A 12,183-nucleotide genomic window follows, 5' to 3' on the forward strand; every position below is an offset into this window, starting at 1 on the left:
GCCTGGTCGGCGCTGCCCGCGGCGCAGCCGGTTAGAATGCGCGGCCCCCAAGCGCAGATCCAAGCATGAATGCAGTCGCCGAACAGGCGGCGCGTCGCCGCACGTTCGCCATCATTTCGCATCCCGACGCGGGCAAGACCACTCTGACGGAAAAGCTGCTGCTGTTCGGCGGCGCGATCCAGCTCGCCGGCACGGTCAAGGGACGCAAGGCCAGCCGCCACGCCACCTCGGACTGGATGGCGCTGGAGCAGCAGCGCGGCATCTCGGTGACGACCTCGGTGATGCAGTTCCCGTACAACGGCTGCATCGTCAACCTGCTCGACACGCCGGGCCACGAGGACTTCTCCGAGGACACCTACCGCACGCTGACCGCGGTCGACTCGGCGCTGATGGTGATCGACGCCGCCAAAGGTGTCGAGGCGCGCACGATCAAGCTGATGGAAGTCTGCCGGCTGCGCGACACGCCGATCATCAGCTTCGTCAACAAGCTCGACCGCGAGGGCCGACCGCCGCTGGAGCTGCTCGACGAGATCGAGAAGGTGCTGGGCCTAAAGTGCACGCCCGTCACCTGGCCGCTGGGCATGGGTCGTGACTTCAAGGGCGTCTATCACCTGCTCGAAGACCGCTTCTACCTCTACGCCGGCGACAAGCACCGTGTCTCGGAGATCGAAACCGTCGACGGGCTACATGCCGCGGGCCTGACCGAGCGGTTCGGTGGCGTCTACCAGACTCTGCTCGATGAGATCGAGCTACTCAAGATGGCCGGCACCGGCTTCGACCTCGACCAGTACCGCACCGCGCAGCAGACACCGGTGTTCTTCGGCTCGGCGATCAACAATTTCGGTGTGCGCGAATTGCTCGATGGCTTCACCCGCTGGGCACCGCCACCGCAACCGCGGCGCGCACTCGTTGCTGGCGGCGAGCGCACGGTACAGCCGGAAGAGCCGGCGTTCAGCGGCTTCGTGTTCAAGATCCAGGCGAACATGGACCCCAAGCATCGCGACCGCGTCGCCTTTTTGCGCGTCTGCTCGGGCGTTTATCGCCGCGGCATGCTGCTGCACAGCGTGCGTCTGAACGCCCCGGTGCGCATCGCCAACGCGCTGACCTTCATGGCCGCCGAGCGCGAGACCGTGGACGCCGCCTATCCCGGCGACATCATCGGCCTGCACAACCACGGCACGATCGCCATCGGCGATTCATTCTCGGAAGGCGAGAACTTGCGCTACACCGGGATTCCCAACTTTGCACCGGAGCTGTTCCGCCGCGTCGTGCTCAAGGATCCGCTCAAGGCCAAGCAGCTCAGCAAGGGCCTGGACCAGCTCTCCGAGGAGGGCGCGACCCAAGTCTTTAGGCCGATCACCAACAACGACATCATCCTCGGCGCGGTCGGTGTGCTGCAGTTCGACGTCGTGCAGTACCGGCTCAAGGACGAATACGGCGTCGACTGCGTGTTCGAACCGGTACAGGTGCATTGCGCACGCTGGATCGAAGCCGACACCGTGCGGCAGCTCGAAGCCTTCGTCGACAAGAACGAAACCCGCGTCGCCCGGGATCACTACGGGGATCTCGTCTATCTGGCGTCCAGTGCCGTCAATCTGAGCATGACGCAGGAACGCTACCCCGACATCCGATTTCTCGATACCAAGGAACACGGCAGCTCATAGCCGTTTGCACCGAGCTTCACATGGATACGCCGCTCAGCTCCCGCCGCATCGACCCCGCCAGTTGGCCGATGCTGGTTCTGTTCATCACCATCCACCTGGCCTGCCTCGGCGCGATCTGGACCGGGGTGTCGTGGTCGGACGTCAGCCTGTGCCTCGCGCTGTACGCGATCCGCATGTTCGGCGTCACCGGCGGCTATCACCGCTACTTCGCGCACCGCGCGTACAAGACCGGGCGGGTGATGCAGTTCCTGCTGGCCTGTCTCGCGCAGTCCTCGCTGCAGTCGGGCGCGCTGTGGTGGGCGGCCAAGCACCGCGACCACCACAAGCATTCGGACACCCCGCTCGACAGCCATTCGCCGCGGCATTACGGCTTCTGGTTCTCGCACCTGGGCTGGATCTTCAACGCGCAGGCGCAGCAGGCCGATTACGCGCGCGTGCCGGAGTTCCTGCAGTACCCGGAACTGCGCTGGCTCGACAAGCACCACTGGATTCCGGGCACCGTTCTCGGCCTGACGGTGTTTCTCGTCGGCGGCTGGTCGGCGCTCATCGTCGGCTTCTTCTGGTCGACGGTGCTGCTTTGGCACGCGACCTTCTGCATCAACTCGCTGGTGCACGTCTTCGGCAAGCAGCGCTACCTCACTGGCGACGACTCGCGCAACAACTGGTTGTTCGCGCTGCTCTCGCTCGGCGAGGGCTGGCACAACAACCACCACTACTACATGGCCTCGGCGCGCCAGGGCTTCAAGTGGTGGGAGATCGACATCACCTGGTACGTGCTGCTCGGCTTGCAGAAGCTCGGACTGGTTTCGGAGTTGCGCGATCCGCCGGCGCACGTGCTCGCCGGCGAGCGGCCGCTGACCGAAGGGCTCAAAGAGCGCGTCGCTGCGCATCTGGCGCATTCGTTCTGCGCCGACCGCATCGTGCGTCGCATGCAGAAGCGCTGGGCCGAACTGAACCCCGGCGCGAGCTTCGACGAATGGCGCCGGCGCTGGGCCGAGCAACTCGCGCACGGCCGCGAACACGTGGTGCATCTGGTGCACGCCGAACTGCCGAGCTTCGATCAGCTCTATCGTCGCGCGCGCCGCAACTTCGCGCGCACGCCGGCGATGGAGGAGATCGTCCTGCGCGCGCGCGAGAAGCTCGCGCAGGCGGTGATCGCACGCCTGGAGCCGGTCGCTGTCCGCGCCTGATCCGACCGCCTTGCCGCGCCGCGACCCATACGCGGCGCTGCGCTACCCGGAGTTCGTCGCGCTGCTCGTCGGCAGCTTCCTGCTGACCGCTGCGCTGATGATCCAGCAGATCGCGTTGGCCTACGAGCTGTATCGGGTCACCCGCGATCCGCTGGCGCTGGGCCTGATCGGGCTCGCCGAGGCGGTGCCGTTCATCGCGCTGGCGCTGTTCGGCGGTCACGTCGCCGATCGTTTCGACAAGCGCCGCATCATGCAGCTCGCGCTGCTCGTCATGTTGGTGGCGTCCGCGGTGCTCGCGCTGATCGCGTGGACGCCCATGCGCGAACGCCTGTCGCAGACCGCTTGGCTGTGGCTGGTCTACGCGATGATCGGCGTGCTCGGCTTCGCGCGCGGCTTCTATTCGCCGGCGATGGCCGCGCTGCGCCCGTTTCTCGTGCCGCGCGCGATCTACGGCAACAGCGCGACTTGGAGCGGCACCTTCTGGCAGGCGGCGGCGATTCTCGGGCCGGTCGCCGGCGGGCTGGCCTACGCCGCGTTCGGGTTGGCTGGCAGCTTGATCGCCGTGATGGCGCTGATCGTGTCGGTGCAGCTGCTGCTACTGCGCATCGAACCGCGACCGGTGTCGCCCGATCCGGTCGGCGTGCAGACGGTGTGGGCGAGTCTGCGCGAAGGGCTCGGCTACGTGCGGCGCACGCCGATCATCCTCTACGCGATCACGCTGGACATGCTCACCGTGCTGTTCGGCGGCGTGGTCGCGATCCTGCCGATCTTCGCCGAGGACATCCTCGAGGTCGGCCCGGAGGGTCTGGGCATCCTGCGCGCGGCGCCCGCGGTCGGCGCGCTGCTGACCATCATCACCTGCACGTACTGGCCGCCGCTGGAGAAAGCCTGGCGCAATCTGTTGCTGGCGGTGCTCGGCTTTGGCTTGGCGACCCTGGTGTTCGCGGTGTCGGAGCTGTGGTGGCTGTCGATCGCCGCGCTGTTTCTCACCGGCGCCTTCGACAGCATCAGCGTCGTCATCCGCAACACCATCCTGCAGACCACGCCGCCGGATCACCTGCGCGGCCGCGTGCAGGCGGTCAACAGCATCTTCATCTCGGCGTCGAACGAGATCGGCGCGTTCGAATCGGGCCTGGCCGCGCGGCTGATGGGCACGGTGCCATCGGTGATCTTCGGCGGCGTGGTCACGATCGGCATCGTCGCCGAGATCTGGCGGCGTACGAGAACTCTGCTATTGGTCAATCTGGCGGACGGGCGCTGAGCGCTCAGCCGACGTGGGCGTGATGAGCGTTCGCCCAGCCTGGCCCGGTAGCGGACTTGCGACGGCGCGCGGACCGGCGCTCTCCACCGGCTGCTCGCCGGCGGCGTCGCGATGCCGCAGGCCCTTGCGTCCGCGGCCTTACGACTTCTGCTGCGCGGTGTTGATGACGGCGGCGGCGAGCGAGAACGGCCGCTCGCCGATGCGGCGACGCAGACGCTCCGGTAGATGGCGCTTGTCGAGCTGCAGCACCGACACCTGCGCGAACCCGTCCGGCGCCTCGCCGGCCCAGGACTCCGCCAGCGGTTGCTCGGCTGCGCGTCGTGGGCGGATACCGAGCGCGGCGAGCTTGTCCTGTTGCGGCAGCAACTGATGGCTACCGTCGGCGAGCGAGGCGGTGGACGCCTGGACTTCGATCCAACTGTTGAGGTCGAGCTGTAGCAGCGGTTCGGCGAGCGTGCGCAGCGCCGGCACTTCGAGCGCACGCGTGGCTGCGCGCTGCACCAGGCTGCCGGCGCGCTGCGCGAGGGTCAGCGCCGGGCGGCCGTCGCTGCCGAGCGCCGGGCGCGCGGCGGCGGTCGCGGCGTGCTGCAGCGCCGGGCGTAGCGCGCTGGCGAAATTGGTCTGCAGATGCGCGCGCAGGCGCACACGCTCGCCGTCGGCGTGCGGCTCGCGGACCAGTTGGAGCTGCAGCCGCCACAGCGGCAGGTTCTGGCCGACCGGCAGTTCGGCGGCGAACGCGAGCCGACGTTCGCCGTCGGCGGACGGCGCGGGTCCCGCGCCGACGAGCTGGCCGATGCGCCGGCGGATTCGCCTTAACATAGCAAGTCCGGGTTTTCGCTGGGCGAAAGGGGTGAAGGCATCATATCGCTTCGCGGTGCGCGGCCGGGTGCAGGGTGTGTGCTTCCGCCAGTCGACCGCCGAACTCGCCAATCGGCTCGGGCTCGACGGCTGGGTGCGCAATTGCGCGGACGGCAGCGTCGAGGGCCTCGTCGCCGGTGAGGCCGAGGCCTTGGCGCAGTTGCGCGACTGGTTGCGGCATGGACCGCCGGCGGCGCGGGTCGATGAGCTGTCGTGGACGGCGGCGGACACCGCGCCGTCCGAGCCGGGCTTTCGCGTGCGGCGTTAGCCGCCGCGGCCGGCCGCCATCTCGAAGGCGCGCTGATAAATGAAATCGAACGAGAAGCTGCGGGCCTGCGCTTTGGACTCGACGTACTCGGCCATGCGCTGCAGGCGCTTGGGCAGTTGCATGATCTTGTCCTGTGCGGCACGGCCAACGGCCGAAAGGCCGTCGAGCTTGTCGATGGCCCAATGCTTGAGCAGGTCCTCGATCAGCTTGAGGTATTCGCGCGGCCCGTAGATGCCGGCGCGGCGCTCGACTTCCGACATCTGTGCATACCCGGCGATGTTGTGACCGGGCATGGCCAGCGACGGCGCGATCGACGCCAGCGCGGCGAGCGCGCGATTGGTGTCGACCTTGAGCACCGCGGCGAAGCTGTCGCGGTAGAAGACGTAATGCCGCGATTCGTCGGCGCAGATGTGGGCGAGGATGCGCTGCAGCTTGGGTTCGTACTGGCCCGCCAGGCGTCCGGCGTTGGCGTGCGAGGTCTGCGTCGCCTTCTCCTGCAGGCTGGTATAGGCGAGCAGGCGGTAGGGGTCGTCCTTCCAGTCGGGATTGAAGCCCGATTCGATGTACTGGTACTGCATCTGCTCGAGCGCGCGCATGTCGAACAGGCGCGCGTCGCGCACGTAGTCACGCAGCACGCAGCCGTGGCGATCCTCTTCGGCGGTCCACAGATTGTTCCATTCTGCCCAGACGCCGTCGTGGCCCATGTACTGCGCGACGAGGCGATGGAAATGCGGCAGGCCCTCCTCGGTCAGCAGGTTCAGCGCCAGGGCCACGCGCACGCTGTCCGGTAGGCCGCGCGCGCGCTCACGCAGGGCGACGAGCTCGGCTTCATGCTCGGCGTCGCTGCGTTCGTGCGCCGGCAAGAGATCGGACGGCATCCACAGCTTGCGGCTGTCGCGATGCCGTTGCATGTACTCGGCGATCTGCGGCGAGATGCTTTCCAGCACCTCGCGCTGGGCGGCCAGATCGGGGTTCTTGACGGAAGACAGCATGGTGGATTCCTCGGTGCGTCGACGTATGCCGGCAAGCATGTACGTGCGCAAAGTTTAACCAGATTCAAGCGCAGGGACACGCCGATCAGCGTCCGCTGCTGCGGATCAGCTCGAGGAATTCCTGGCGCGTGCGCGGGTCGTCGCGGAAGCGGCCGAGCATCACCGAAGTGATCATGCGCGAACTCTGCTTTTCGACGCCGCGCATCATCGCGCACAGATGCTGCGCCTCGATGACGACGGCCACGCCCACGGCGCCGGTCACCTGCTCGATCGACTGGCCGATCTGCTGGGTCAGGTTCTCCTGGATCTGCAACCGGCGCGCGTACATGTCGACGATGCGCGGGATCTTCGACAGGCCGATGACCCTGCCGCTCGGCAGATAGGCGACGTGCGCGCGTCCGAAGAACGGCAGCAGGTGGTGTTCGCACAGTGAGTACAGTTCGATGTCCTTGACGATGACCATCTCGTCGTTGGCGGACTCGAACACCGCACCGTTGACGATCTCGTCGAGGTCCTGCTCGTAGCCCTGGGTGAGGAACTCCATCGCGCGTGCGGCGCGATGCGGCGTGCGCAGCAGGCCCTCGCGGTCCGGGTTCTCGCCGATCGCTTCGATGATCGCGCGGTAATGCTCTTCCATGGCGGCTCGTGATCTCGTGTGAACGGGCATTATTCCACGATGACGCCGCTACAATTGCGCCGATGCTAAGTGCCTCCAAGTCTCCCGGTGTCGTGCGCGAGGTGCCGATCGACCTGATCCGGCCCGGCACGCAGCAGGCGCGGCGCTACTTCAACCCGGACGCGCTGGCCGAGCTCGCCGAAAGCATCCGCGAATCCGGTGTCGTGCAGCCGGTGGTGCTGCGTACGCGCGTCTGGGGCTTCGAGCTGCTCGCCGGCGAGCGGCGCTGGCGCGCGGCGCAGCAGGCCGGATTGCACGAGATCCCGGCCATCGTGCGCGACGATCTGTCGGACAGCGAAGCCTTCGTCATCGGCCTGATCGAGAACCTGCAGCGCGAATCGTTGACGCCGATGGAAACCGCCGCGGGCCTCAAGCGCCTGGGCGAGCTGTTCGAGCTGACGCACGAGCAAATCGGCGAGCGCATCGGCAAGTCGCGCGAGTACGTCAGCAACTATCTGCGTCTGCTCAACCTCGCGCCGCCGGTGCAGGCGCTGGTCAACGAGGGTCACCTGCATCCCGGGCACGCCAAGGTGCTCGCGGCCCTGGCCTTCGACGAACAGCTGCGCTGGGCCGACGAGATCATCCGCTTGCGCCTGTCGGTGCGGCAGCTCGAACGCAAGCTCGCGGCGGCGCGCGCGCGCAAGATCGTGTTCAAGCCCGGCAAGTCCGGTGACTGGAAGGTGCTCGAACGCGAGCTGTCGGACCACCTCGCGTGCCCGGTGACGGTGCAGGCCGACAAGGCGGGCAAAGGTGAGCTGCGTATCCGCTTCCACTCGCTCGACGAGCTCGATGGCGTGCTCGCGCGCATCGGCTATAGCGCGCGCTAGCGCCGGCGCCGCAGCGGCGGAGGATTTATCTACAACGGCCGGGGATAAGCTTGTGGATAAGCCCGATGTGCGGCGCAGCAAACGTCGCAGGATTCAAGCCCGGCTCCGGGCATGAACAAAAAATTACCGCCCGCCGGCGCGCGATGACCGCCGCCCCCAGCCCCAAGCCCGGCGCCCGGGCTGCTGCTGCGCCCGGCATGCAGCTGGACCTGTTCCGCGCCGAGCCGCTCGTGCGCGAGCGCATCAGCGCGCGGGCGCGTCGGCTGCGCATTGAGGTGCGCCCAGACGGCGAGGTGGTGCTGGTCTATCCGCGCTGGGTACCGCGCGCCGAGGCGCTGGCCTTCCTGCGCGCGCGCGAGGCCTGGGTGCGCGAGAAGCTCGCCGAACTCGGCGAGCGCGTGCCGGCGCCGCCGCATGCACGCTGGGACGGCACCGACGAGATCCTGCTCGACGGCCGCCTGGTGCCGGTGTGCGTCGAGCCGGCGACGCTGCGCCAGATTCAGGTGCGCATCGAGCCGGAGGTGGTCACCGTGTTCGCGCCGCCGGCGATCTGCCGCGATGCGCCGCGGCTCGAACGCGCGCTGCGCCATGCGCTGATGCGAAAGGCGCAGCGGCTAGCGCGGCAACTGCTCGACTTTGAGGCCGCGCGGCTCGGCGTGCAGTGGCGCGAGCTGCTGCTGCGCGATCCGCGCACGCAGTGGGGCAGTTGCAGCCCGGACGGCACGATCTCGCTATCGTGGCGTCTGGTGATGGCGCCGCTGGCGGCGTTTCGCTACGTGGTCGTGCACGAGCTGTGTCACTGCGTGCACATGGATCACTCACCGCGCTTCTGGGCGCTGGTCGAGCGGCAGATGCCGGATTTTGCGACGCACAAGCGCTGGCTGCACGAGCACGGGGCGCGCCTACTGCATTACTTGCCACCGCGGCGGCGCAGCTGAGCGCGGCGGAATAGATGAGCCATCCCGTTGGGCAACGGCAGGGCTCGGGGGCGCGACGGTGTGCGGGGCGCGGGGCTCGGTTCAGGATCATCGCCGCACACCTGCCGTGTGCGAACCTGAGCAGCATGCGCCGTGGCGCCAGATGCAGCGTGAACGCCGGGGCTGGCGACGGCAAGCCCTCAAAGCGCCTTCAAGGCACCGCGCTTTTTCAAGTGGATCATCAGCAGCGAAACCGCCGCCGGGGTGACGCCGGAGATGCGCGCGGCCTGGCCCAGGGTCTGAGGCCGGTGCGCTTGCAGCTTTTGTCGCACCTCGTTGGAAAGACCGCCGATGCTGGCGTAGTCGAGATCGGCCGGCAGCACGGCCGCTTCATAGCGGCGAGCGCGCGCGATCTCGGCCTGCTGGCGCTGCACATAGCCGGCGTACTTGACGTCGATCTCCACTTGCTCGGCCACCGTGGGATCGATGTCCGCGGCGAGCAGGCCGAGGCGCTGCAGCGCCGCGCACGAGCCCTGCGGCCGGCGCAGCAGGTCGAGCCCGGACAAGCCGGCGTCGTCCGGGGCTTCGCCGAACACCTCGACCAGCGCCGGCTCGCGCAGCTGCGCCGGCTTGAGCCACAGCGCATCGAGCGACGCGCGCGTGCGCTCGATCGCCTCATGCTTGGCGTTGAACGCGGCCCAGCGCGCGTCGTCGACCAGACCCAGCGCGCGGCCGATCGGCGTCAGACGGCGGTCGGCGTTGTCCTCGCGCAGCAGCAGCCGGTGCTCGGCACGCGAGGTGAACATGCGGTAGGGCTCGGTGGTGCCGCGCGTGATCAGATCGTCGACCAGCACGCCGAGGTAAGCCTCGTGCCGCTGCGGTTCCCAGGGGGGCAGCCCGCGCGCCTTGCGCGCGGCGTTGAGACCGGCGAGCAGGCCCTGTGCGGCAGCCTCCTCGTAGCCGGTGGTGCCGTTGATCTGGCCGGCGAAGTACAAGCCGCCGATGACCTTGGTCTCCAGCGAGCGCTGCAGGTCGCGCGGGTCGAAATAGTCGTACTCGATCGCGTAGCCGGGCCGGGTGATGCGCACGTTTTCCAGCCCGCGGATCGTGCGCACGAAGCGCTCCTGGATGTCGTAGGGCAGCGAGGTGGAGATGCCGTTGGGATAGACCTCGCGCGTGTTGAGCCCCTCGGGCTCCAGGAAGATCTGGTGGCGGTCGCGGTCGGCGAAGCGGCTGACCTTGTCCTCGACGCTCGGGCAGTAGCGCGGGCCGCTGCCCTCGATCGCGCCGGTGAACATCGGCGAGCGCGCGAAGCCCTCGCGGATGATCTCGTGCGTCGCCGGGTTGGTGTGGGTGATGTGGCAGCTGACCTGGCGCGGATGATCGGCGACGCTGCCGATGAACGAGAACACCGGCGTCGGCGTGTCGCCGGGCTGCTCGTCGAGCACGTCCCAGGCGATCGTGCGGCCGTCGAGCCGCGGCGGCGTGCCGGTCTTGAGGCGACCGACGCGCGGATGCAGCTCGCGCAGGCGCGCGGCGAGCGCCAGCGATGGCGCATCGCCGGCGCGGCCGCCGGCATGGTGGGTCAGGCCGACATGGATGCGCCCGCCGAGGAAGGTGCCGGTGGTTAGCACGACGCAGGGCGCATGGAACGACAGGCCCAGCCGCGTCAGGACGCCGCGAACCTGCGTGCCGTCGACGATCAGATCCTCGACCTCCTGCTGGAACAGCGTCAGGTTCGGCTGGTTCTCCAGCGCCTCGCGCACCACCCACTTGTAGAGCATGCGGTCGGCCTGGGCGCGCGTCGCGCGCACCGCCGGACCCTTCGAGGCATTGAGGATGCGGAACTGGATGCCGGCGCGGTCGGCGGCACGCGCCATCAGGCCGCCGAGTGCGTCGATCTCCTTGACCAGATGGCCCTTGCCGATGCCGCCGATCGCCGGATTGCAGGACATCTGGCCCAGCGTCTCGATGTTCTGCGTGATCAGCAGCGTGCGCGCGCCGGTGCGCGCCGAGGCCAGCGCAGCCTCGGTGCCGGCATGCCCGCCGCCGACCACGATCACGTCGAAACGATTCGCGTCGTGCATGTGCTCAAAACCCGTACTGGCCGGCACCGTCGGTCACGATCATGTTCAGAACTCGATGCGGCCAGTGAGCATCTGCCACCACATCTTCCAGTCGCCCTTGAACGACATCCACGGGTACTTGAAGGTGGCGGGCTTGTTGTGCTCGAAGAAGAAGTGCCCGACCCAGGCCCAGGCATAGCCTTGGATCAGCCCGATCAGCAGCAGCCAGGGATTGAGCGTGACCACGGCAGCGATCGCGAGCATGATGCCGATGCTGCTGCCGACGAAGTGCAGTCGCCGGCAGGTGCGGTTGGAGTGCTCTTGGAGGTAGTACGGGTAGAAGTCGTCGAAGCGCTTGAAATCGGTTGCCGTCATCGCCGAGCCTCCTTCACATGAACGGCCGATTATAGGGCCGCCACGCCAAAGACCCATGAAAATCGCGATCCTGTCGCGCAACCGCCGCCTGTACTCGACCCGGCGCCTGAAAGAAGCCGCCGAGGCGCGCGGCCACCAGGTACGCATCATCGACGTGCTGCGCTGCTACATGAAGCTGCAGCCGGGCAGGCCGGAGATCTGGTACGGCCAGCGTCGCCTCGCCGGCTTCGACGCGGTGATCCCGCGCATCGGCGCCTCGGTGACCTTCTACGGTACCGCCGTGCTGCGCCAGTTCGAGATGATGGGTGTCTACACCCTCAACGAATCGGTCGCGATCGCGCGGGCCCGCGACAAGCTGCGAGCGCTGCAACTGCTCGCCCGCCGCGGTGTCGGTATGCCGGCGACGGCCTTCGCCCATTCGCCGGACGACACCGACGGCGTCATCGGCCTGGTCGGCGGTGCGCCGCTGGTGATCAAGCTCGTCGAGGGCACGCAGGGGCAGGGCGTCGTGCTCGCCGAGAACCAGCAGGCGGCCCGCTCGGTGATCGACGCCTTCCGCGGGCTCGACGCCTACTTCCTCGTCCAGCAGTTCGTCGCCGAGGCCGGCAACGCCGACATCCGCGCCTTGGTGGTCGGCGGCAAGGTCGTTGCCGCGATGCGGCGCACGGCCAAAGCCGGCGACTTTCGCGCCAACCTGCACCGCGGCGGCAGCGCCGAACCGGTCAAGCTGACGAGGGACGAGCGTCGCGCCGCCGCGCGCGCGGCACGCATCGTTGGCCTGAACGTCGCCGGCGTCGATTTGCTGCGCACGCCGCAGGGCTCGATGGTGATCGAGGTCAATGCCTCGCCGGGGCTCGAAGGCATCGAGGCGGCTTCGGGTGTCGACGTCGCCGGCCGCATCATCGAGTTCGTCGAGCAGAACGCGCGTCCGCATCGAACGCGCACCCGGGGCTCGGGTTAGCCGGTGTGGGGCGACCGTCCCGGAAGCCATCGTCCGGCATGTCGGCGAGAAGATGAAACGCGCTGGCCATGCCCTTGCTCCTCGCCTTCAGCACGATCTCATCCCCGCGACGAAAGATCTCGATCTGC

12 protein-coding genes are annotated in these 12,183 nt (G+C 68.1%); 7 read left to right on the forward strand and 5 right to left on the reverse strand.

Annotated features, from left to right (window positions below):
- Positions 1-65 precede the first annotated feature (65 nt).
- From ABSH63_RS03550 to ABSH63_RS03560, 3 genes are read left to right on the forward strand one after another with little or no spacing between them, the layout of a single operon-like run.
- Positions 66-1,664, forward strand: a complete 1,599-nt coding sequence (locus ABSH63_RS03550; protein WP_352887493.1) for a peptide chain release factor 3 — start codon at positions 66-68, stop codon at positions 1,662-1,664.
- A gap of 20 nt (positions 1,665-1,684) precedes the next feature.
- Complete coding sequence (locus ABSH63_RS03555; RefSeq protein WP_352887496.1) at positions 1,685-2,854, forward strand: acyl-CoA desaturase; 1,170 nt, start codon at positions 1,685-1,687, stop codon at positions 2,852-2,854.
- A 10-nt stretch (positions 2,855-2,864) separates the two neighbouring features.
- Entirely contained in the window at positions 2,865-4,115 is a 1,251-nt protein-coding gene (locus ABSH63_RS03560) for an MFS transporter (protein WP_352887499.1), read from the forward strand.
- Positions 4,116-4,253: 138 nt separating this feature from the next.
- On the opposite strand, the gene ABSH63_RS03565 is transcribed toward ABSH63_RS03560, so the two are convergent.
- Positions 4,254-4,934, reverse strand: coding sequence for a hypothetical protein (locus ABSH63_RS03565; RefSeq protein WP_352887501.1), 681 nt, complete (start codon positions 4,932-4,934; stop codon positions 4,254-4,256).
- A 31-nt stretch (positions 4,935-4,965) separates the two neighbouring features.
- Between ABSH63_RS03565 and ABSH63_RS03570 the strand changes: the two genes are divergently transcribed.
- Entirely contained in the window at positions 4,966-5,241 is a 276-nt protein-coding gene (locus ABSH63_RS03570; RefSeq protein WP_352887503.1) for an acylphosphatase, read from the forward strand.
- Here the strand turns inward: ABSH63_RS03570 and ABSH63_RS03575 are convergent.
- Both ABSH63_RS03575 and folE read right to left on the reverse strand, forming a co-directional pair.
- Positions 5,238-6,233 (reverse strand): acyl-ACP desaturase, encoded by a 996-nt coding sequence (locus tag ABSH63_RS03575; protein WP_352887506.1) that lies wholly within the window; start codon positions 6,231-6,233, stop codon positions 5,238-5,240. The two genes, ABSH63_RS03570 and ABSH63_RS03575, sit on opposite strands and share 4 nt — an antisense overlap.
- An 85-nt stretch (positions 6,234-6,318) precedes the next feature.
- On the reverse strand, positions 6,319-6,870 hold the full coding sequence (folE, locus tag ABSH63_RS03580) for a GTP cyclohydrolase I FolE (protein WP_352887508.1): 552 nt from the start codon (positions 6,868-6,870) through the stop codon (positions 6,319-6,321).
- A gap of 62 nt (positions 6,871-6,932) precedes the next feature.
- Here folE and ABSH63_RS03585 point away from each other — a divergent pair, with 62 nt between their 5' ends.
- Positions 6,933-7,736 (forward strand): ParB/RepB/Spo0J family partition protein, encoded by an 804-nt coding sequence (locus ABSH63_RS03585; protein ID WP_352887511.1) that lies wholly within the window; start codon positions 6,933-6,935, stop codon positions 7,734-7,736.
- Between the two features lie 143 nt (positions 7,737-7,879).
- Positions 7,880-8,674: a M48 family metallopeptidase gene (locus ABSH63_RS03590; RefSeq protein ID WP_352887514.1), complete on the forward strand. Its 795-nt coding sequence runs from the start codon at positions 7,880-7,882 to the stop codon at positions 8,672-8,674.
- Between the two features lie 179 nt (positions 8,675-8,853).
- Here ABSH63_RS03590 and mnmG read toward each other — a convergent pair whose 3' ends face one another.
- Both mnmG and ABSH63_RS03600 read right to left on the reverse strand, forming a co-directional pair.
- Positions 8,854-10,740 (reverse strand): tRNA uridine-5-carboxymethylaminomethyl(34) synthesis enzyme MnmG, encoded by a 1,887-nt coding sequence (gene mnmG, locus ABSH63_RS03595; RefSeq protein ID WP_352887517.1) that lies wholly within the window; start codon positions 10,738-10,740, stop codon positions 8,854-8,856.
- 45 nt (positions 10,741-10,785) lie between these two features.
- The gene (locus tag ABSH63_RS03600) at positions 10,786-11,094 is read right to left on the reverse strand and encodes an Mpo1-like protein (RefSeq protein ID WP_352887519.1); all 309 of its coding nucleotides are present in this window, start codon (positions 11,092-11,094) and stop codon (positions 10,786-10,788) included.
- A gap of 55 nt (positions 11,095-11,149) precedes the next feature.
- Between ABSH63_RS03600 and rimK the strand changes: the two genes are divergently transcribed.
- On the forward strand, positions 11,150-12,055 hold the full coding sequence (gene rimK, locus ABSH63_RS03605) for a 30S ribosomal protein S6--L-glutamate ligase (RefSeq protein ID WP_352887522.1): 906 nt from the start codon (positions 11,150-11,152) through the stop codon (positions 12,053-12,055).
- The last annotated feature ends 128 nt before the right edge of the window (positions 12,056-12,183 follow it).

Origin of the sequence: Sinimarinibacterium thermocellulolyticum, assembly GCF_040327995.1 — a bacterium.
GTDB classification, from domain to species: domain Bacteria; phylum Pseudomonadota; class Gammaproteobacteria; order Nevskiales; family Nevskiaceae; genus Solimonas; species Solimonas thermocellulolyticum.

Bases quoted from the DNA above. Each gene is read 5' to 3' on its own strand.
- ABSH63_RS03550 (WP_352887493.1), top strand. From the start codon at position 66: ATGAATGCAGTCGCCGAACAGGCGGCGCGTCGCCGCACGTTCGCCATC.
- ABSH63_RS03555 (WP_352887496.1), top strand. From the start codon at position 1,685: ATGGATACGCCGCTCAGCTCCCGCCGCATCGACCCCGCCAGTTGGCCG.
- ABSH63_RS03565 (WP_352887501.1), bottom strand. From the start codon at position 4,934: ATGTTAAGGCGAATCCGCCGGCGCATCGGCCAGCTCGTCGGCGCGGGA.
- ABSH63_RS03575 (WP_352887506.1), bottom strand. From the start codon at position 6,233: ATGCTGTCTTCCGTCAAGAACCCCGATCTGGCCGCCCAGCGCGAGGTG.
- folE (WP_352887508.1), bottom strand. From the start codon at position 6,870: ATGGAAGAGCATTACCGCGCGATCATCGAAGCGATCGGCGAGAACCCG.
- ABSH63_RS03585 (WP_352887511.1), top strand. From the start codon at position 6,933: ATGCTAAGTGCCTCCAAGTCTCCCGGTGTCGTGCGCGAGGTGCCGATC.
- ABSH63_RS03590 (WP_352887514.1), top strand. From the start codon at position 7,880: ATGACCGCCGCCCCCAGCCCCAAGCCCGGCGCCCGGGCTGCTGCTGCG.
- mnmG (WP_352887517.1), bottom strand. From the start codon at position 10,740: ATGCACGACGCGAATCGTTTCGACGTGATCGTGGTCGGCGGCGGGCAT.
- ABSH63_RS03600 (WP_352887519.1), bottom strand. From the start codon at position 11,094: ATGACGGCAACCGATTTCAAGCGCTTCGACGACTTCTACCCGTACTAC.
- rimK (WP_352887522.1), top strand. From the start codon at position 11,150: ATGAAAATCGCGATCCTGTCGCGCAACCGCCGCCTGTACTCGACCCGG.